This window comes from Aeromonas sp. s10 (assembly GCF_040907975.1).
Taxonomy (GTDB): Bacteria; Pseudomonadota; Gammaproteobacteria; order Enterobacterales; family Aeromonadaceae; genus Aeromonas; species Aeromonas caviae.
Map to the genome: position 1 here is coordinate 57693 of NZ_JBFOCV010000030.1, position 19975 is coordinate 77667.

The window sequence follows — 19975 nt, forward strand, 5'->3', positions numbered from 1 at the left end:
ACCCAATAGAAAAAAGGCAGCCGAAGCTGCCTTTTTCCATCATGCGAGTGCCATTCCCTGGTAGCCAATCGCCTTATCCCTGGGCGAACCACGGCGCATCATTTCGTTGGATCATCCTGATCCTTATTGACCAGTCCTGAGTGTGCGTGTGTTTGTTTGTCTAACCCAAACCGGCGACATCCTGCCTCCCATCGGGGTGGTTGCCTCCCGCAGCCCCGCTCATCCCTGGCGGTCACCATCCTGGCTTTTTGCATCTATTGCTCATCGCATGCTCCGAGCCGACATCCTGTCAAACCGAAGACGGGTCTTGCACCCTCTCTCCGGCCAATCCTGATTGCCTACTGTAACTTCTTCGCTGGATGACTCAATCAACCAAAGCACATTTCGAACTGGTACAAAGTAATGTTCTATTTCTTAATTCATTGAAAAACAAAAAATAAAATAATATACGTGAGCAATCTTTCAGACACGACCAGCCCCGTATATAGAAGATCTCTTACAGCAATGCAGGCTGTTTACGGGCGATCGCTACAACCTCAAAAAAGAACAGGGAACACAATGGTTCCCTGTTCTTTTCAACAAGATAACTAACAGTCTATATCAGTGAAGCCCCGCCACATACTTGGAGAGCGCCTCGATGTCCTGATCCGTCAGCTTCTTGGCCACATCCCGCATCATGCCATTGGGATCGTTGTCGCGGGTCGCCGAACGAAAAGCGGTGAGCTGGGCCTTGATATAGGCGGGATGCTGCCCTGACAGGCTGGGATACTTCGCTTGCTCGACGCCGGAACCCCGTGGGCCATGACAGGCGGTACAGGCGGCCAGGCCTCGCTCCATGTCTCCCCCCATATAAAGCGCCTTGCCTGCGGCAACCACATCATCGGGCACGGCAACCGGCGTCACCTTCTGGCTGGAGAAATAAGCGGCAAGATCGTCCATATCCTGCTCGGACAACGGCAACGCCATGGGTCCCATGACGGGCGCAACCCGACCAGTTTGGCCAGAAGCTGCAGCCTTCAGTTCAACTAATTGTTTTTTGATATATGATGCGTGCTGACCAGCAATCTTGGGATACATGTCGACTGGGCTGTTGCCGTCCGGTCCATGACAGGCCGCACAGACGGCAGCCTTGGTTTGTCCCGCAGCGGCATCGCCCTTGGCTTGTGCCATCCCAGTTACGCCAACCATCAGAGCAAGTGTAATGACTAGGTTCTTCATGGCGTTCCAACTTTCTCGTTATTAGGCTTCCAGATCCCATGCCGCTGAAGGCATGTTAAAATAAACGCGTTCAAGCGACGCCATTTTACACTATTTCACAAAAAAGTAACTCTATAACCCTCTATCTCTATGGGGAATTTACGTTGGATACACAAACTCTGAATTTCAATAAGGTGCATTTTGTGACCAGCGCACCCGACATCCGCCACCTGCCAAATGATGGGGGTGTCGAGATTGCGTTTGCCGGTCGTTCCAACGCTGGCAAATCGTCTGCATTGAATACCTTGACCAAACACAAGAACCTGGCGCGAACCAGTAAGACCCCTGGCCGTACTCAGCTGATCAACCTGTTTGAGCTGGAACCGGGCAAACGCCTGGTTGACTTGCCTGGCTATGGATATGCCCAGGTTCCGCTGGAAATGAAGCTCAAGTGGCAAAAGTCACTGGCTGAATACCTGCAGCGACGGGAGTCCCTGAAAGGTCTGGTGATCCTGATGGACATCCGCCATCCGCTCAAGGAAACCGACATGAACATGCTGGAATGGAGTTCACACCGTGAACTGCCGGTGATGCTGTTGCTGACCAAGGCGGACAAGTTAAGCCCGGGGCCCCGCAACAACCAGGTGATCAAGGTTCGTCAGGCGGTGGCAGAACTGGGCCCGCAGATCCAGGTTGAAGCATTCTCTTCTCTGACCAATATCGGCGTCGAGAAGCTGGCCCAGACCCTGAGCGGCTGGTATCTGTCCGAAGCAGACAACGCCCAGGCAGACGACGAAGATCATCAGAACGAGGAGTAAACGACTCCTCTCCCTGGCTGCAATTGGCGGAGTTGGACCTCCGCTGATTGAAAGGCTTTCATGATCCCCCCATCTCCGAGCCCTTTCTCCCCGCCTTCGCCACCTCTGAAGAAAAACCTCAAAAAATATATTTAAATCATACTGATAGCATGTTTCGACGCGAAAAGAATTAACTAATCATCAACCTGATACCGTTTTCATGGATATCGAGTAAAAAATCAGAGTTGAAGGCTGTAACAAACGAAACTGAAATTTAATTACATTATGAGGCAATATAGGGATAAAAATGAGGCCGGTCTTGCCATTGCAAACCGGCCTGAAGAAATGAGTTCAAAAATTTGGGAAAAAGCGAGTTCTCGAGAACAAAGACGATTGGTTTTCCTCAAGAAACGCCTTCATTTTAACAAAGAACGGCAACAATTAAAGCATTTACTCTAAATGTTGCTCATAAAAAAACGCCCCGACGATGACTCATCGGGGCTGCTATTCAGCCACATTCAATTACGTGAAATAAAAGGTCTGAAAGATAGAACATCTTACCTCTGTACCCTACGCCGACAACTGTACAGCAAAGCAGCAGAAAGTGAAAGTAATTTATGTAATTTAGTTTCAAAGATAGGGAAGAGAAAAAATATTCATAATTTTCATGCAGATAAAAAAATCCCCAGTACGAATACCGGGGAGTTATAAAGGTGACTAGCTAGCACTTCCTCAACTATCCAGTTAGTCAGCAGTCCGTTACAGAAGTTCCGCTGCTTTGAGAAAAAACTCAAAAAAATTCTGCGAGTGACGGCAAAGTAAAAGTAACTTATTGTTACGCAATGGTTTTATAAAAATGGCACCTGTTCTGCCACACACCCACCGCAGAACGACCGTTTCACATCACACGTGCCGTGCCGCATCACGAGGGAGCCCTTATCCAGAGATGCAGAATCTCTACATCAGATCTGCAGATCTGCCAACAGCCCAATAGAGCGCACAAGCTGGTTCACACGACGCCCAGATTGCGCTGCAACTCTCTCAATACCTGCTTGGTGCCGGGCCGGATCCCTCGCCATACGGTAAAGGCCTCAGCAGCCTGCTCGACCAGCATGCCCAATCCATCCATGGTATGGCGCGCACCATGTTGCTTGGCCCAGCCGATGAAGGCTGTATCCGTTGCGCCATACATCATGTCGTAGATCGCGATGTCCGGGTGGATAAGGGTTGGCGCCAAAGGTGGCAACTCTCCTTGCAGACTCGCTGAGGTGGAATTGATGATGAGATCGAACGGCCCCACCAGCTGTTCATAGGATTGAGCCGTGATGCTGCCCAGATCCCTGAACTCCACAGCCAGCTGTTCCGCCTTGGCATGGGTACGGTTGACCACGACAATCTCGCCCGGCGCTTCCGCCAGCAGGGGGGCCAGGGCGCCACGAGCAGCGCCACCGGCCCCCAGAAGCAGGATCCTGCTACCGGCAAGGTTCACTCCGTGAGCCTTGAGATCGGCGACCAGCCCGGCGCCGTCGGTATTATCACCCAGCAACACGCCATCATCAGTCAGTTTGATAGTGTTGACCGCTCCTGCCCGCTTGGCCCTGGGGCTCAGCCGCTCCACCAGCACGAAGGCTTGCTCCTTGAAAGGTACGGTCACGTTGCACCCCTTCCCTCCTTCGGCGAAGAAGTGGTTCAGAGCGCTGGCAAACTCATCGACAGCCGGTTCTGCCAGACCATACTCCAGCGCTTGCTGGGTCTGCCTGGCAAACAGGGTATGAATGAAGGGAGATTTGCTGTGGCGCACGGGGTGGCCAAAAACCAGATAACGATCCATCAAGGCGTTCCTTTTGAGAGCAATATCCCGATTTAACGGGTTTTCTCATGAAGGGACAAGCCGAATATCGGCCAATAAGAAGAGGCCATCATGGCCCCTCTGGTCACAACCACTCGCGCGGTTTGAGGTAGTCGCTGTAGAGCAATGCCTCCGGGCTGCCAGCCTCCGGCTGCCAGTCGTACTCCCAGCGCGCCAGCGGCGGCATCGACATCAGGATGGATTCGGTGCGCCCCCCCGTCTGCAGTCCGAACAGGGTCCCGCGGTCGTAGACCAGATTGAACTCCACGTAGCGGCCACGGCGATAAAGCTGGAATGCCCGTTCCCGCTCCCCATAAGCAAGCTCCTTGCGTCGCTCGACAATCGGCAAGTAGGCCGCCAGGTAACCCTCACCCACTGCACGCATGAAGGCAAAGCAGTCGGCAAAGGGCCAGCGGTTCAGGTCATCGAAGAAAAGACCACCCACCCCGCGCGTCTCGCCCCGATGCTTGAGGAAGAAGTAACGATCGCACCAGGATTTGAACTCGGGATAAATGTCGGTGCCGAACGGCTGACAGAGCTCATGGGAGACCTGGTGCCAATGCCTCACGTCCTCTTCGAACGGATAGAAGGGCGTCAGGTCGAAGCCGCCACCAAACCACCAGATCGGCTCCTCCCCCTCTTTCTCGGCGATGAAGAACCGCACATTCGCATGGCTGGTCGGTACATAGGGATTATGCGGGTGGATCACCAGCGACACCCCCATGGCCTCAAACCTGCGGCCAGCCAGTTCGGGACGATGTGCGGTCGCGGATGCCGGCATGGCATCGCCATAGACATGGGAGAAGTTGACCCCACCTTGCTCGATCACCGCCCCCTGGCGCAGCACCCGTGTAATACCGCCACCACCACCTTCGCGACTCCAGGCATCTTCCACAAAGCGCCCGCATCCATCGGCCTGCTCCAGGCCACGGCAGATATCATCCTGCAATTGCAGCAGGAAGGCTTTTACCTGGGCCACATCCGGTTTGCTCATTTTATCTCCAGTCAGACAGGCATCATGCATGCACTGCCTGCACTTCTCGTAATGTCATGACCTCATCGCACAACCTGCATGAAACCGGGCCGTGCCCAACTCAGGATGGGCGAATGATGGCCCCGCTGCGGGCGTCCTTGATTTCGGACGGGTTGGCTTGTCCCCCGACTTCGCCGGGCAGAATGTAAGCCAGCTGGCTTGCCAGCAGATCGCCAATATCAGCCACCCGGCGAGCGGGCTCCTCACCGGTGAGATTGGCACTGGTGGACACCAGCGGTTTGCCAAATGCCCGGCAAAGCCCTTGCACCTGGGGATGACCTGTGACCCGCACCGCCAGAGTATCGAACTGACCGGTCAACCAGGACGGCGTCGTCGCGCGAGCGGGCATGATCCAGGTGAAGGGACCAGGCCAGCTCGCCTGCACGCGAGCAAGCTGCTCATCGCTGAGCTGGCTCAGGTCGATGTAGTCCTGCAATTGCGCCAGATCTGCCGCGATCAGGATCAATCCCTTCTCCACCGGCCGCTGCTTGATGGCCAGCAGCCGCTGCACGGCGGCTTCGGAATCAGGATCACACCCCAGACCAAACACGGCTTCGGTGGCATAGGCGATAACCCCTTCTCCTTGAAGGGCGGCAACCGCTTGTTCAAATTCATTTGGCATAAGCACATGCGACAGCCACGCTGCCGCCTCTCATCACTGGATTGTATGTTGAACCGCCATGACGGCATCGGGGCCATCACTGCTGCGATATGGGCTATATCCCTGCTCCTCTTCAGTCATGCATTTCTGCTCAGACGCTTGAGTGCATCAGTGAACCGAGCAACCGCAGGGAGCTTGAGATGGCGATCAGGTCAGGATCAGGGCAAGTTGGGCGATGTGCATCGGCTCACAACCTCACGCTGACCATCAATCCGCCTGCCTGATCATGGGCGGCGAGATTATACCCGCTCAATCTGGTGGGAGCATTTCTTTTGCGGGCAGACCCAGCGCAGGTTTCCCCGCACCTTCTTCTCGATCATGATGCCCCAGCCACACTCGGGACAGGGTATGGGAACCGGCTTGTCATTCACCACATACTTACAGTGGGGATAGGCGTCACACGAGTAGAACTGTTTGCCATAACGGGACGTGCGGCTCACCAGATGACCTTTGCCACACTCCGGGCAGAGGATTTGGGTATCGTCACTCTCCTGAAGGGATTCGATATGCTGACAGGCCGGGTACTGGGTACATCCCACAAACAGACCGTAACGACCCTTCTTGATGGCCAGTGGATGGCCACAATCCGGACAGGACGACCCCTCGAGCACTTTCTCTATATCGCGGCCAGAGGGGGTGAGGGAGCGAATGTAATCGCAAGCGGGATAGGCTGAACAACCAAGGAAGGGACCGTGCTTGCCCTGGCGGATCACCAGTTCAGCACCACACTGCGGGCACGGCTCGCGCTCGAAGGCATGTTCGTGGGCAGAGAAGAGGTGGTGATCGATCTTTGACATGGGCCGCGCCTTGAAATCCAGATGGCCTGAATTCTACCAGCGCGGCACCGGGCTGTCAGTGGATGACGCCGTCCGACTCGTCAAACACCAGCTCTTCCATCTGCTGGTAGGCGTTTTCGCTGCCTGGCACATTGAACAGCACCATCATGACGACCCACTTCAGATCGTCCAGCTCGATGTCCGGCTTGTCCAGCTCGAGCAACCGTTCGATGCAGATTTCACGGGTTTCGGCATTCAGCACTTGCGCCTGCTCCAGGAACAGCAGGAAACCGCGACATTCAGTACTGAGGCGAACAAGCTCCTGCGGCGCATAGATCCGCATAGAGCCCTGCTGGCTTGCGGTGACATAGACTTCCCGCTCGCTGTCGTGCAGGTTGGCCAGTCGCTCCAGCCAGTTGAGCGCTTTCTCGATCTCGTCCTTGTCGAAACCGGCCCGGCTCAGTTCGTCGGTGAGTTCATCCTGCTCGACCATCACATCTGCATCGCTGTGGATGTAGGTCTCGAAAAGGTACATCAATACATCAAACATGATTCGCCCTCCTCGCTCTGACGTATCCACCGGCTACCGCCATCACTGCACCAACCAGCTCCAGCTCTACCAACCTGCCCAGTACGACATCGACAGGAAGCTGGGCCCGTTCGGCAACGGTATCCACGCTCGTGGTCTCATAATCTACGTTATCCAACAAATCGGCATAAGGCAATTCGCTATTATGCTGCGCCTCGGATGAACCGTTGGCGGGTCCGGGGGGCAAGACCAGCCTTGGAAACTCTTCCAGGATATCGGCGGCATTCAAGACCAGCTTGGCACCCTGTTGAAGCAGACGGTTGCACCCTGCTGCCTGTGCATTTTGCGGGGCGCCGGGAACGGCAAAGACCTCGCGGCCCTGCTCCAGCGCATAACGGGCCGTGATGAGCGAACCACTCTGTTCTGCCGCTTCCACCACCAGTGTCCCCAGCGACAGACCACTGATGATACGGTTGCGGCGAGGGAAGTGTTCAGCCAGGGGGCCTTGCTGGGGCGCCAACTCGGAGACAAGCAGACCTTCCTGCTCGAGGATCTGCATCGCCAACCCCTGATGACGCTTGGGGTAGAGACAATCCAGACCGGATCCCAGCACCGCCAGGGTGATTCCGCCCGATGCCAGCGCCTGCTGATGGCAGACGCCATCGATGCCCAACGCGAGGCCGGAGGTGATCGCCAGACCACAGTCCACCAACTCGGCACACAAGCGTGTCGCATTGTCTTTGCCGGCATAGGTGGGGTGACGGGTACCCACCATCGCCAACTGTGGCAGGGAGAGGGATGAGACGTTCCCGCGGCAGTAGAGCAAGAGCGGGGCGCCGGGGATCTCTTTGAGCAGGGCAGGATATGCGGGGTCATCGGGACAGAGGAGGTGATTGCCGGGCTCGGCGGCCCAGCTCAATCCCTGCTCCACGACAGGAAGAGGCCATCTCATCTGCTGAATCTGGGCACTCTGCAGACCAAGAACTCGCAGAGCGCCATCGTCTGAGTCAAACAGAGTTGTGATGTCACCACCCACATGAGCCAACAGGCGAGCGGCGGTGACCGGGCCTATGCCTGTAACGGCATCCAGCGTCAGCCATAGCGACAACCGCTCCAGTGGCAAGGACACGTCAGAAATTACTAACCTGATAACCAGAACCGACCAGATCCTGACTCTGCAGGATAAGACCGTAACTCAATTTGTCGTAGACCTTGAACAGCATGACTCTGGCAACAGCCTCGGCAGGCAGTGATGACTTGCCGGCAGAATAGAACGCCTTGTCATAGACGGATGAATATTCCCGGTATGACACCTTGCCATTCTTGTCCACCATCTCGGCTCCCGGGCGCAGGATCTCGAGCACATCGCCCGGGGCCACCTCATCACGCTCCCCCTTGTTGATGAGTACCACATCAAATTTGCCCCCACCATGTACCTTGCTCGGCAGCTCGATCACATAGCCGGGGGAAATGGAGGGTGCCGCCTTTGGCATGAACACGGCAGAGATGCTCTCCTGCGATGGCAGCGGCATCACCTTGTCGCCCTGATACACCTCACGCCGGTTATGGGTCAGCGTCACTTTGGTTGTGTCGTGGGCAAGGTACTCCTCTGCCCGCACCGTACCGACAAAAATCGCCTCCTGACCGAGCGACTCGCCGGTATGCTTGTCCTTGTATGCCACCCCCGGGCGATAGAGGCCATAACTCTGGCCCGGGTTCAGGGCTCCTTTCACATAGAGAATGTCGCCCTCCAGCATCCCGACATGCTTGTCATTGTTGCCGAGCACATAGGGCAGGTCCTTGCTCTGCTGGCTGTTGGCCAGAATGTGGTCGGTCTGCAGGAAGGGCGCTATCTCGCTCAGAGGCAGGGTCGGTATGGGATTGGCCTTGTTTTCATAGCGGTTCTTGGGCGAGAGACGGATGACCTGCTTGCCCCCCTGACTGGCTTTGCCGAGCCGAGGCTCACCATTGACCCAGCTCAGGTGCAGCACGTCACCGGGATAGATCCAGTGGGGATTGGCTATCTGCGGATTGATGTTCCAGAGGCGTGGCCAGAGCCAGGGTTCGGCCAGATACTGGCCCGAGATGTCCCAGAGGGTGTCCCCTTTTTGCACCACATAAGTCTCGGGGTAACCGGATTTGAGCGTCAACTGCTGTGCCATGGCGCCACCGGCCAGGGCTGTCGCCAGGCAGGCGACGACGATTTGCTTCAGATACATAACACTCCCTGTTACTTCTGCACGCAAAGTGTTGCTGTTTTTTGTCGGCGTAAATGACTAGAATTACGTCAATATTGACTGCGTTTATATGAAACTAAAGAAAAAATTATGGCCATTCTAGATGTATTGCGTTTCCCCGATGAGCGTCTGCGCACAGTCGCGGCCCCTGTCGAAGCCTTTACACCCGAGTTACAACACATTGTAGATGATATGTTCGAAACCATGTACGCGGAGGAAGGCATCGGCCTGGCCGCGACCCAGGTCGACATTCATCAGCGCATCATCGTCATCGATGTCTCCGAGAACCGCGAAGAACAGCTGGTGTTGATCAACCCGGAGATCCTGGAGCAGTCCGGCAGCACCGGCATCGAGGAGGGCTGCCTCTCCGTGCCCGGCAACCGTGCTCTGGTTCCGCGCGCCGAGTGGGTCAAGGTCAGGGCGCAAGATCGCCACGGCAACACCTTCGAGCTGGAAGCGGACGATCTGCTCGCCATCTGCATACAACATGAGATGGATCATCTGGTCGGCAAGCTGTTTGTGGATTACTTGTCCCCGCTCAAGCGCCAGCGCATTCGTCAGAAGCTGGAAAAGATGGCCCGTGAAGATCGCAAAGTCCTCTGAGGATCCGCTCCATTGAACAAGCTGAAACTGATTTTTGCCGGTACCCCCGACTTCGCCGCCCGTCATCTGGCGGCGTTGTTGTCTTCCGGCCACGAGGTCGTCGCCGTTTATACCCAGCCGGACAAGCCCGCCGGTCGCGGCCAGAAGCTCACCGCCAGCCCGGTCAAGGAGCTGGCGCTGGCCCACGATCTGCCGGTCTATCAACCTGCCTCCCTGCGCAATGAAGCGGCGCAGGCCGAACTGGCCGCTCTGGGTGCCGATCTGATGGTCGTCGTGGCTTATGGCCTGATCCTCCCCAAGGCGGTGCTCGATACGCCGCGTCTGGGCTGCATAAACGTCCACGGCTCCCTGCTGCCACGCTGGCGCGGTGCCGCCCCGATTCAACGCTCCATCTGGGCGGGGGATGCCGAAACCGGCGTCACCATCATGCAGATGGACGTGGGGCTGGACACCGGCGCCATGATCCGCAAGGTAACCTGCCCCATCGCCAGTGATGAGACCTCTGCCAGTCTCTATGACAAGCTGGCCGGTCTGGGCCCGCAGGCACTGGTCGATACCCTGGACGCCATGGCTGCCGGCGACACCGCCGCCGAGCCCCAGAACGATGCGCTGGCCAACTACGCCGAGAAGCTCTCCAAGGAAGAGGCCCGCATCGACTGGTCGATGGACGCCGTTGCCATCGAGCGCTGCATCCGTGCCTTCAACCCCTGGCCCATCAGCTGGTTCGACGTTGCCGGACAGACCGTCAAGGTGTGGCAGGCCGAGGTCGTCGCACAGGATCACGGCCAGGCAGCCGGCACCCTGCTCAAGGCCGACAAACAGGGGATCGAGGTTGCCACCGGTCAGGGCGTGCTGCGCCTGCTGACCCTGCAACCTCCCGGCAAGAAGGCCATGTCCGTTTCGGATCTGCTCAACTCTCGCCGCGACTGGTTTGAACCTGGCACGCAACTGATTTGATCTGGATTGAATTGACACAAGCGGGGCCCTGGCCCCGACTTGTGCATCTAAGGTAACGCTATGAAAACACGCGCACAGGCTGCTCTCGTCATTCAACAGGTGCTGGATCAGGGTCAATCTCTCTCCGCCGTTCTGCCTGCTGCCCAGGAGAAAGTCGCCCCTCGCGATCGCGCCCTCCTGCAAGAACTCTGCTACGGCACCCTGCGCTGGCTGCCCCGCCTCGATGCGGCGGTCAGCGAGATGATGGACAAGCCGCTCAAGAACAAGAGCCGCATCTTCCACTACCTCATCCTGGTCGGCCTCTACCAGCTCATCTATACCCGCATTCCGGCTCACGCCGCCGTGGCCGAGACCGTCAACGCCGTCAAGCTGCTCAAGGGTTCTTCTCTGCGCGGTCTCATCAACGGCGTACTGCGCAACTTCCAGCGCAGCGCCGAAGTGATCCTGCTGCGCATCGACCGCGTCCCCAGCGTCCGCCTCGGCCACCCCGAATGGCTCACCAAGCGCCTGCGTCAGGCCTATCCCGATGACTGGGAGTTCATCATGGAGGCGAACAACCAGCGCCCGCCCATGTGGATCCGCAACAACAGCCAGCGCCAGAGCCGTGAGGCCATGCTGGCCCGCATGAGCGAGGCGGGCATCCCGGCCATGGCCGGTGTGGAAGGGGAAGATTGCATCCTGCTGGAGCGCCCCTGCGACGTGACCAAGCTGCCCGGCTTCGAGCAGGGTGACTGCTCGGTGCAGGACGGTGCCGCCCAGCAGGCCGCCGCCCTGCTCGATCCCCAGCCGGGCGAGTGGGTGCTGGACGCCTGTGCCGCCCCCGGCGGCAAAACCGCCCACCTGCTGGAACGCCAGCCGGCCCTTGCCGGCGTGGTTGCCGTCGACGCCGATGACAACCGCCTCAAGCGGGTGCAGGAGAACCTGGATCGCATCGGCCTTCAGGCCCAAGTGATTCACGGTGATGCCAGCACGCCGGATCTGTGGTGGCCACAGGGGCAGTTCGACCGCATCCTGCTGGATGCCCCCTGCTCCGCCACCGGCGTTATCCGTCGTCACCCCGACATCAAGTGGTTGCGCCGGGATCAGGACATCCGCGAGCTGGCCGAGCTGCAACGCCGCATTCTCGATGCCCTCTGGGGCAAGCTGAAGCAGGGCGGCACCCTGCTCTACGCCACCTGCTCCGTGTTGCCGGAAGAGAACCGGGAGCAGATCCGCGCCTTCCTGGCCGATACCCCGGATGCCCGCCTGGTGCCGTTGCATGCAGAAGACACCCCGGCCTGTCCGGGTCGCCAGTTCCTGCCCGGCGAGGCGGAGATGGACGGCTTCTACTATGCCAAGCTCATCAAGCTGTAGGCCGAACCGGCGGATGGCAGGCCCGGTGACGGGCCGCCTCATTACGAAGCAACAACCTTGAGTAAGATGGCCTTATGAAAATCATCATTCTGGGCGCAGGTCAGGTGGGTGGCACCCTGGCCGAGAATCTCGCCGGCGAGAACAACGACATCACCATCGTCGACACCGACAGCGAGCGCCTGCGCGAACTGCAGGACAAATTCGACCTGCGGGTGGTGAACGGCCACGGCGCCCATCCCAGGGTGCTGCGCGAAGCCGGCGCCCAGGATGCCGACATGCTGGTCGCCGTCACCAACAGTGACGAGACCAACATGGTCGCCTGCCAGGTCGCCTACTCCCTGTTCAACACCCCGAACAAGGTGGCGCGCATTCGGTCTCCCGCCTATCTGGTGGAGCGGGATCGCCTGTTCCTGCCCGAATCCGTCCCCGTGGATCACCTGATCGCCCCCGAGCAGTTGGTGACCGACTACGTGCGTCGCCTGATCGAGTATCCGGGGGCGTTGCAGGTGGTGGATTTTGCCGACGGCAAGGTGGGCCTGGTGGCGGTCAAGGCCTATTACGGCGGCCCCCTGGTGGGCAATGCGCTCTCCACTCTGCGGGAACACATGCCCAACATCGAAACCCGGGTCGCCGCCATCTTCCGCCAGGGGCGCTCCATCCGCCCCCAGGGCACCACCATCATCGAAGCCGATGACGAGGTGTTCTTCGTGGCTGCGGCGGGCCATATCCGCGCCGTGATGTCGGAGCTGCAACGCCTCGAGAGCCCCTACCGGCGCATCATGATCGTCGGCGGCGGCAACATAGGCGCCGGTCTCGCCCGCCAGCTAGAGAAGCGCTACAGCGTCAAGCTCATCGAGCGCAACCAGAAGCGGGCGGAGCAGCTCTCCGAGCATCTGGAACACACCATCGTCTTCTGCGGCGATGCGGCGGATCAGGAGCTGCTGGCGGAGGAGCACATCGACCAGATCGACGTCTTCATCGCGGTGACCAACGAGGATGAGGCCAACATCATGTCGGCCCTGCTCGCCAAAAAGATGGGGGCCAAGAAGACCATGGTCCTGATCCAGCGCGGCGCCTACGTGGACCTGGTACAGGGCGGCTCCATCGACATCGCCATTTCCCCCCAGCAGGCCACCATCTCGGCCCTGCTGACCCATGTGCGCCGTGCCGACATCGCCAACGTCTACAGCCTGCGCCGCGGGGCGGCCGAAGCCATCGAGGCGATCGCCCACGGGGACGAGAACACCTCCAAGGTGGTGGGCAAGACGGTGGGCGAGCTCAAGCTGCCCCCGGGCACCACCATAGGCGCAGTGGTGCGCGGTGATGAGGTGCTGATCGCCCACGATCGTACCCAGATACAGCAGGATGACCACGTGGTGATGTTCCTGGTGGACAAGAAGTACATCCCGGAAGTGGAGCGTCTGTTCCAGCCCAGTCCCTTCTTCCTGTAAGCCGGCCATGTCTCTGGCAACGGTATCCGGACCCGGCCCCTTTTCTCAGGAAAGGTCCGGGTCTTTTTTCAATCAACGACCAGGTTATCTTGCATGATCAAGCTGCATCCCATCGTCTTCACGCTCGGGCTGGTACTCTCCAAGCTGGCGCTCTTCATGTGGCTGCCCACCCTGCTGGCCCTGCTGACCGGTTCGGAAGGTTTCGTCGAATTTCTCAAGTCGGTCTTGATCACCCACGGTGCCGCCCTGCTCTGCCTCCATTACGGTCGCAAGGCAGAGTTTCACCTCGGCGTGCGGGAGATGTTCCTGCTCACCACCTCGGTCTGGGTGGTCGCCTGCGTCTTCGGGGCCCTGCCCTTCGTCTTCATCACCCATATCGACTTTGCCGACGCCTACTTCGAGACCATGTCGGGGGTCACCACCACGGGATCCACCGTGCTGTCGGGGCTGGACGGCATGGCCCACAGCATCCTGCTGTGGCGATCCATCCTGCAGTGGCTGGGCGGGGTCGGCTTCATCGTGATGGCGGTGGCGGTGCTGCCCTACCTCAACGTCGGTGGCATGAAGCTGTTCCAGACCGAGAGCTCCGATTGGTCCGACAAGAGCGCCCCCCGCGCCAAAACGGTGGCCAACAACATAGTGCTGGTCTACCTGGTGCTCTCCATGCTCTGCTTCCTCGCCTACTGGGTGAGTGGCATGAACCTGTTCGAAGCGGTCAACCACGCCATGACGACCCTCAGCACCGGCGGCTACTCCACCTCGGACCAATCCATGTCCCACTTCTCCCACGCGGCGCACTGGATAGGCACCCTCTTCATGTTCCTCGGTGGCCTGCCCTTCCTGCTCTATGTGCAGGCTCTCTCCCGCCGTGACAACAGCCTGTTCAAGGATGCCCAGGTGCAGGGCTTCTTCTGGCTGATCGTCTGGGTGACCCTGGTCGTCACCTTCTATCTCTGGGTGAGAGACATCTACGGCTTCATGGATGCCTTGCGCATCAGCAGCTTCAATATCGTCTCCGTGCTCACCACCACGGGTTTCGGACTCGGCGACTTCGGCACCTGGGGCCCGCTCACCACCATTATCTTCATCATCCTGCTGGCACTCGGCGCCTGCTCCGGCTCCACCTCGGGCGGGCTCAAGATCTTCCGGGTCCAGGTGGCCTTCGCCCTGTTCAAGAAACAGATGCGCCAGCTGATGCACCCCTCCGCCGTGTTTCCCCAGAAGTACAACGGCCGTCCGGTCAACGACGCCATCATCCGCTCCCTGATCTCCTTCGTGCTGGTCTACTTCGCCATCATCCTGCTCATCGCCGCCCTGCTCGCCGCCATCGGGCTGGACCCCCTGACCGCCATCTCGGGCTCCATCACCGCCGTGGCCAACGTGGGCCCGGGCATGGGGCCTGTCATCGGTCCCAGCACCAACTTCGCCAGTCTGCCGGATGCGGCCAAGTGGATATTGTCGTTCGGCATGCTGCTGGGACGCCTCGAGATCCTGACGGTGGCGGTGCTCTTCTTCCCCTCCTTCTGGAAGCAATAAGCAGCCGTCCAGGCTGTTGCATGAAACGAAAAGGGCAGCCAATGGCTGCCCTTTTCGTTGTCCCGGCGAATGACGACTCCCCTCAGTCCGCCGACTCCTCTCGCTCCAGCGCCCGGTCCACCAGCGCGTCCGGCAAGGGCTTGGTCACCTCGACCCCCAGCTCGCGAAAGCGCTCGGCCTGGGCGATCAGGTTGCCACGACCGTTGACCAGCCGCCCCATCGCCTTGTCGTAGCTCTCCTGCGCCTTGTGCAGGCTGCCCCCCATCTGCTGCATCTCCTCCACGAACAGCCGCAGCTTCTCGTAGAGGCGGCCGGCCCGCTCCGCTATCTGGCGCGAGTTCTGGTTCTGCCGCTCGTAGCGCCACAGGTTCTCTATGGTGCGCAGCGCCACCATCAGGTTGGTAGGGCTCACCAGCAGGATGTTGTGTTCCAGCCCGTAGCGCACCAGGGAAGGGTCCGCTTCCAGGGCAGCGAGGAAGGCAGGTTCCACCGCCACGAACATCAGCACATAGTCCAGGGTGCGCACCCCGGGCAACTGCTGGTAATCCTTGCGGCCCAGCTCGCGGATATGGTTGCGCACCGAGGCGACGTGCTCCTTGAGCGCCACCGCCTTCTCCAGATCATCAGCGGCGTTGTACCAGCGCTCATAGGCGGTCAGCGACACCTTGGCGTCGATGATGATGTCCTTCTCCTGGGGCAGGTGGACGATGACGTCGGGCTGGTAGCGCTTGCCCTTGTCCACCTCGATGTTGACCTGGGTGTGGTACTCATGCCCCTCGCGCAGGCCGCACTCGGAGAGGATCCGCGCCAGCACCACCTCCCCCCAGTTGCCCTGCTGCTTGCTGTCGCCCTTGAGGGCCCGGGTCAGCGCCGCCGCCTCTTCGGTCATGCGGGCGTTGAGCTCGGCAAGGCGCTCCAGCTCGAACTTGAGGTTGTGGCGCTGGGCCGTCTCCTGGGCGTGGGTCTCTCCCACCTGGCGGCGAAAGCCCTCCAACTGCTCCTTGAGTGGAGTCAGCAGGAGATCCATGCTGTTCTGATTCAGTTCGCGGAAGTTGCCGGCATTTTGTTCAAAAATACGATTGGCGAGGTTCTCGAACTGCTGGCTGAGGCGCTGTTCAGCCTCTTGTTGCAGTTGCAGCTTCTCGGCGCTGGCGATGCGCTCGCTGCGCAGGGTCGCCTCGGCTTCCTTGAGACGGGCGGTGAGCTTGAGCAGCAGGGTCTGCTGCTGATCCAGCTTCTGCTGAACCAGCATCTTCTCGTCCTGCAGCGCGTCCCAGCGATCCTGCAACCCCTGATGACGCTCCTCCAGCAGCAGCGCCTCTTCACGGCCGCTGCGTCGCCCCCACCACCAGCCGAACAGCAGCGCCAGCCCGCCAGCCAGCATGGCAGGCCACCAGGTCAGCAGCGGGGTCATCGGCGCCCCCGCTGGCGCAGGAAGAGTTCGAGATAGCGGTTGAGCAACAACCAGATCAGCACATAGAGCAGGTAGGCCGCCAGCACCACCCACTTGTGGCTGTTGACCCCGGTATCCAGTTCACTGAACTCGATACCCTTGAGATGGCAGTAGGCCCACATCAGCAGGGGGAAGACATAGAGCAGAGAAGCACGCCACAGAAATAGCCACATGAGTTCATTCAATCCCGCAAAAAGACCCGCCTAGCTTACACAAGGGCAACCCGGCTTGCGATCCTGCCCGCCGCTATTCTCTGGCTTGCCGGCCTAAAACTGGATAAAATTAACCCCTAATAGGTATAGAGGTGGGCATGACGCATTTTTTCTGTCGCTGGCTGGCACACGCATGGGGGAGCCCCCGCAGACCCGAGGTGGTCTGCCATGAGGCACGCCCGCCCTGGGCCATCGACGAGTCCCAGTTCCTCACCCTCTGCACCCGTTGTGGCGACTGCTTCAAGGCGTGTCCCAACGGCCTCATCAAACCCGCCGATCGCCCCGAATATGACGGCAGCCCCATCGCCGGTACCCCAGTGCTGGATCTCGCCTGTGGCCAGTGCAGCTATTGCGGCAGCTGCGCCAGAGCCTGCCCCACGGGCGCACTGGATCTCTGCCTCGGCCGTCAGGTGCAGACCCGGGTCAGGATAGAGGCGAGCTGCCAGGCCCGTCAGGGCTACTACTGCCTGCTGTGCGAAGATGCCTGCCCCCAGCAGGCGATCAAGGTCGGCAGCGAGGGAGTGACCGTCAACATGGCCGCCTGCGATGGCTGCGGCGCTTGCGGCCTCGCCTGTCTGCACGGAGCCATCACCCTTGTGCCCCAGCTCTGATCGCTGGCAATGACAGAGGGGCCCGCAGGCCCCTCTGTCATTCACCGTGGCATCATGCCATGGTCAGGATATTATCCTGCTCTATACCGAGAAGGTGGCACAGACGAGTTGGATCCCGCACCGCATCCGCCAAAGTGTACTCCCCCAGCACCTCCAGGAAGGCGTGCATGGCGCGGCGTAGAATGCCCTGGATGCGGCAGCCCCCGGAGAGACGGCAGTTTTCGCGCTTGCAGTCCACCGGGCAGAGCACGTGCTCCATGTCCATCACCACATCGCGCAGGTTGATGGAGACGGCGGCACGGCCGAGGCGGATGCCCCCATGCTTGCCACGCACCGTCTCGATGTATCCCTTGATGCCGAGCTGATGCACTATCTTGACCACGTGATTGCGGGAGATGGCGAAGGTGTCGGCCACTTCCGTGATGGTCGACAGGCGATCACCGGGCTGGATGGCCAGGAAGGTCAGGGTACGCAGGGCGTAGTCGGTAAATCGTGTCAGTTGCATGGTCGCACTTGCCTCTTACTACAAGCCAGAAATCAGGACGACAGCCGGTGGCCAAAGAGGGGGTCTGCACATGCGTGTGCACGGGATGGGCTTCTTCGACCGAGTCGTGAAGTCACAAGGGTAAGAGCAGCCCGGGCGGGTGTCGACGAAGATGTACATAAATCGACACTTTCTTTGATTGATCGCAAACTTGCCGCCTCAGCGAGGGGTTTTGGCGGTTTCCGTCGACAAACCCCCACCTCCTCTGCCATCGCCGGAGCCGTTGTCCGGCGAGTTCAGTGGGGCTGTTTCAGCCAGTTGCGCAGCGCCTGGGAGGGGATGGAGCTCTCGGAAGCCACCGCGAAGGCGCCCCAGTCCACGGCGCACTGCAACGCATCAGCCATGGCCATGCCCCGCGCAAGACCGTGGATGAGGCCGCCCGCGAAGGCATCCCCCGCCCCCGTGGTATCCACCACGGAGACCGGTCGCGCCGCCACCCTGACCTGCTCCTCCCCGTGAATGGCCACGGCTCCCGCCTTGCCCTCGGTCAGCACCAGCCATTCGAGCTGATCCCCCGCGAGCTGGCGGGCATGCTGCCAGGGGTCGCTCACCTCGCCGAGATCGGAGCGGGAGGCCACCAGCACGTGGCAGGGGCGGCGGGCCTGCCCCCCCTTGGGATACTGGGCCACCACGAAACTCTTGGCGAGCATCTGGCGCATGTAGCCCACGATGGCGGTGCCCGGATAGTTCACATAGAGGCAGTCCACCCCTTCGGTCGGCAGATCCCCCGGCAGATCCGGACGACGTGGGCGCCTGAGGATGGTGCGCTCACCGGTGGCGTCCACCAGCACCAGCAGCTCGCCGGTCTCGCCGCCAAAGCGTTCCACATGGCTGCAATCCAGGCCGTATGAGGCCGCCTGCTCCAGCAGCCAGTCACCGGTGTCGTCCAGCCCGACCCGGGAGGCGATGATCACCTCGTGCCCCGCCCACACCAATCCGATGCCGGTATTGGCGGCGCCGCCGCCGAGCCTGCGCCCCTGATCCACGTATTGCAGCCTCGCCCCCGCCACCAGGGGTTCGGCCAGGGAGAGCACATGATCACAGTTGAGATTGGCGAGCAGCAGGATGCGGGACATGGAAACCTCGGCGGGAGGAGGCCGGCACCCCGGGGTGCCGGCACAGAAACGGAAGCGGGATCAGTAGACGGGCAGCTCCACCCCTGACAGCAGCTCGTCGATGCGCGCCTGGGTCGGCTGCTGCATCACGTTCTGGATCATCTCCTTGGTGAGATGGGGGGAGAAAGAGCTGATGAAGTCATACATGTAGTTCTGCAAGAGGATGCTCTTGCTGAAGCAGATCTGGGCCGGGCAGGGCTCGAACAGGTGCTCCAGATTGATGGCCACGAGGCCGGGGGCATCGCTATCGTTGGCCACCAGGGAGGAGATGATGCCGATGCCAAAGCCCAGCTCCACGTAGCGCTTGATGACGCCGGCATCCATCACCGTCATGTAGTAGTTGGGGGTGAGGCCGGCAGCCTGGAACACCCTGTCCTGCACCTGACGCCCGGTGGCGCCGCTCTCGTAGCTCAGGATGGGATACTGGCAGAGCTGCTCCAGGGTCGGCTTCTTCACCTTGGCCAGGGGGTGCTCCTGGGGCACCACCAGGGAGAGGGTCCAGAGGTAGGCGGGCAGCGCGATCAGCTCCTTGTCGAAGCCTATCTCGTGGGCCACGATGGAAAAATCCGAGTATCCCTTGCTGATCTGCTCCTTGGTGGCGGACATCACAGGATGCAGGTGGAACGAGATCTTGGGGTACTTTTTGGTGAAGTAGGTGACGCTTTTCGGCAGCAGGTAGCGGGCGATGGTGTGGGTGGTGTGGATGTTGAGGGTGCCCACGGTCGGATCCAGGTACTCCCGGGAGATGGCCTTGATCTTGCTCTCGATATTGAGCATGGCCTCGGCACACTTGATGATCTCCTCCCCCACCGGGGTGATCCGGTGCAGGTGCTTGCCGCGGCGCTCGAAGATGCGCACCCCCAGCTCGCTCTCCAGCAAGCCGATCTGCTTGCTCACCCCAGGCTGGCTGGTATAGAGCGCATCGGAGGCAACGGAGACGTTGAGATTGTGGTCCCGCACCGCGATCAGATACTTCAACTGCTGTAGTTTCAAGGTTGCCCCCTCACAGACTGACGCGGCGCTCGTCGATGGACTAGGCCGCCAAAAATGGCGGCCAGTGT

The 19975-nt window shown here is 59.9% G+C and carries 20 protein-coding genes; 7 read left to right on the plus strand and 13 right to left on the minus strand.

From position 1 onward, the window contains the following. Window positions 1-600: 600 nt before the first annotated feature. Window positions 601-1218, minus strand: a complete 618-nt coding sequence (locus AB5Y59_RS08540; RefSeq protein ID WP_042882257.1) for a cytochrome c — start codon at window positions 1216-1218, stop codon at window positions 601-603. A 143-nt stretch (window positions 1219-1361) separates the two neighbouring features. Between AB5Y59_RS08540 and yihA the strand changes: the two genes are divergently transcribed. Beyond that, on the plus strand, window positions 1362-2015 hold the full coding sequence (gene yihA / locus AB5Y59_RS08545; protein WP_041212162.1) for a ribosome biogenesis GTP-binding protein YihA/YsxC: 654 nt from the start codon (window positions 1362-1364) through the stop codon (window positions 2013-2015). Between the two features lie 988 nt (window positions 2016-3003). On the opposite strand, the gene aroE is transcribed toward yihA, so the two are convergent. The 7 genes from aroE to AB5Y59_RS08580 form a co-directional block, all read right to left on the minus strand. Next, window positions 3004-3825 carry a shikimate dehydrogenase gene (aroE, locus tag AB5Y59_RS08550; RefSeq protein WP_069652936.1) on the minus strand — a complete coding sequence of 274 codons (822 nt, stop codon included), beginning with the start codon at window positions 3823-3825 and terminating at the stop codon, window positions 3004-3006. Window positions 3826-3928: 103 nt separating this feature from the next. After that, window positions 3929-4837, minus strand: coding sequence for an oxygen-dependent coproporphyrinogen oxidase (gene hemF, locus AB5Y59_RS08555; RefSeq protein ID WP_139736788.1), 909 nt, complete (start codon window positions 4835-4837; stop codon window positions 3929-3931). Between the two features lie 100 nt (window positions 4838-4937). Then, complete coding sequence (locus AB5Y59_RS08560; protein WP_139736789.1) at window positions 4938-5498, minus strand: Sua5/YciO/YrdC/YwlC family protein; 561 nt, start codon at window positions 5496-5498, stop codon at window positions 4938-4940. A gap of 278 nt (window positions 5499-5776) precedes the next feature. Next, complete coding sequence (locus AB5Y59_RS08565; RefSeq protein WP_045522424.1) at window positions 5777-6334, minus strand: type I DNA topoisomerase; 558 nt, start codon at window positions 6332-6334, stop codon at window positions 5777-5779. 55 nt (window positions 6335-6389) lie between these two features. Beyond that, window positions 6390-6863 (minus strand): DUF494 family protein, encoded by a 474-nt coding sequence (locus AB5Y59_RS08570; RefSeq protein ID WP_010672510.1) that lies wholly within the window; start codon window positions 6861-6863, stop codon window positions 6390-6392. After that, window positions 6856-7971, minus strand: a complete 1116-nt coding sequence (gene dprA / locus AB5Y59_RS08575; protein ID WP_139736790.1) for a DNA-processing protein DprA — start codon at window positions 7969-7971, stop codon at window positions 6856-6858. The genes AB5Y59_RS08570 and dprA overlap by 8 nt, the downstream gene beginning before the upstream one ends. A gap of 1 nt (window position 7972) precedes the next feature. After that, a complete protein-coding gene (locus AB5Y59_RS08580) occupies window positions 7973-9061 on the minus strand; it encodes a LysM peptidoglycan-binding domain-containing protein (RefSeq protein ID WP_139736791.1) in 1089 nt (362 codons plus the stop codon). A 108-nt stretch (window positions 9062-9169) separates the two neighbouring features. Between AB5Y59_RS08580 and def the strand changes: the two genes are divergently transcribed. The 5 genes from def (at window position 9170) to AB5Y59_RS08605 (ending at window position 14979) form a co-directional block, all read left to right on the plus strand. Continuing rightward, entirely contained in the window at window positions 9170-9682 is a 513-nt protein-coding gene (gene def / locus AB5Y59_RS08585) for a peptide deformylase (RefSeq protein WP_010672507.1), read from the plus strand. 12 nt (window positions 9683-9694) lie between these two features. Next, window positions 9695-10639: a methionyl-tRNA formyltransferase gene (gene fmt, locus AB5Y59_RS08590; protein WP_223956060.1), complete on the plus strand. Its 945-nt coding sequence runs from the start codon at window positions 9695-9697 to the stop codon at window positions 10637-10639. 60 nt (window positions 10640-10699) lie between these two features. Continuing rightward, window positions 10700-11992 (plus strand): 16S rRNA (cytosine(967)-C(5))-methyltransferase RsmB, encoded by a 1293-nt coding sequence (gene rsmB / locus AB5Y59_RS08595; RefSeq protein ID WP_010672505.1) that lies wholly within the window; start codon window positions 10700-10702, stop codon window positions 11990-11992. Window positions 11993-12066: 74 nt separating this feature from the next. Further along, entirely contained in the window at window positions 12067-13443 is a 1377-nt protein-coding gene (gene trkA / locus AB5Y59_RS08600; protein WP_010672504.1) for a Trk system potassium transporter TrkA, read from the plus strand. Between the two features lie 93 nt (window positions 13444-13536). Beyond that, entirely contained in the window at window positions 13537-14979 is a 1443-nt protein-coding gene (locus tag AB5Y59_RS08605) for a TrkH family potassium uptake protein (RefSeq protein ID WP_010672503.1), read from the plus strand. Window positions 14980-15061: 82 nt separating this feature from the next. Here the strand turns inward: AB5Y59_RS08605 and rmuC are convergent, their stop codons facing one another. Together rmuC and AB5Y59_RS08615 are read right to left on the minus strand one after the other, a co-directional pair. Beyond that, on the minus strand, window positions 15062-16393 hold the full coding sequence (rmuC, locus tag AB5Y59_RS08610) for a DNA recombination protein RmuC (RefSeq protein ID WP_319900716.1): 1332 nt from the start codon (window positions 16391-16393) through the stop codon (window positions 15062-15064). Beyond that, on the minus strand, window positions 16390-16605 hold the full coding sequence (locus AB5Y59_RS08615; RefSeq protein ID WP_010672501.1) for a hypothetical protein: 216 nt from the start codon (window positions 16603-16605) through the stop codon (window positions 16390-16392). The genes rmuC and AB5Y59_RS08615 overlap by 4 nt, the downstream gene beginning before the upstream one ends. 137 nt (window positions 16606-16742) lie before the next feature. Here AB5Y59_RS08615 and AB5Y59_RS08620 point away from each other — a divergent pair, with 137 nt between their 5' ends. Further along, window positions 16743-17255: a ferredoxin-type protein NapF gene (locus AB5Y59_RS08620; RefSeq protein ID WP_010672500.1), complete on the plus strand. Its 513-nt coding sequence runs from the start codon at window positions 16743-16745 to the stop codon at window positions 17253-17255. A gap of 52 nt (window positions 17256-17307) precedes the next feature. Here the strand turns inward: AB5Y59_RS08620 and AB5Y59_RS08625 are convergent, their stop codons facing one another. The 3 genes from AB5Y59_RS08625 to AB5Y59_RS08635 form a co-directional block, all read right to left on the minus strand. Then, window positions 17308-17760, minus strand: coding sequence for an Rrf2 family transcriptional regulator (locus AB5Y59_RS08625; RefSeq protein ID WP_010672499.1), 453 nt, complete (start codon window positions 17758-17760; stop codon window positions 17308-17310). A gap of 275 nt (window positions 17761-18035) precedes the next feature. Then, entirely contained in the window at window positions 18036-18875 is an 840-nt protein-coding gene (locus tag AB5Y59_RS08630) for a PfkB family carbohydrate kinase (RefSeq protein ID WP_010672498.1), read from the minus strand. Window positions 18876-18935: 60 nt separating this feature from the next. Beyond that, on the minus strand, window positions 18936-19907 hold the full coding sequence (locus AB5Y59_RS08635) for a LysR substrate-binding domain-containing protein (protein WP_041212153.1): 972 nt from the start codon (window positions 19905-19907) through the stop codon (window positions 18936-18938). Between the last annotated feature and the right edge of the window lie 68 nt (window positions 19908-19975).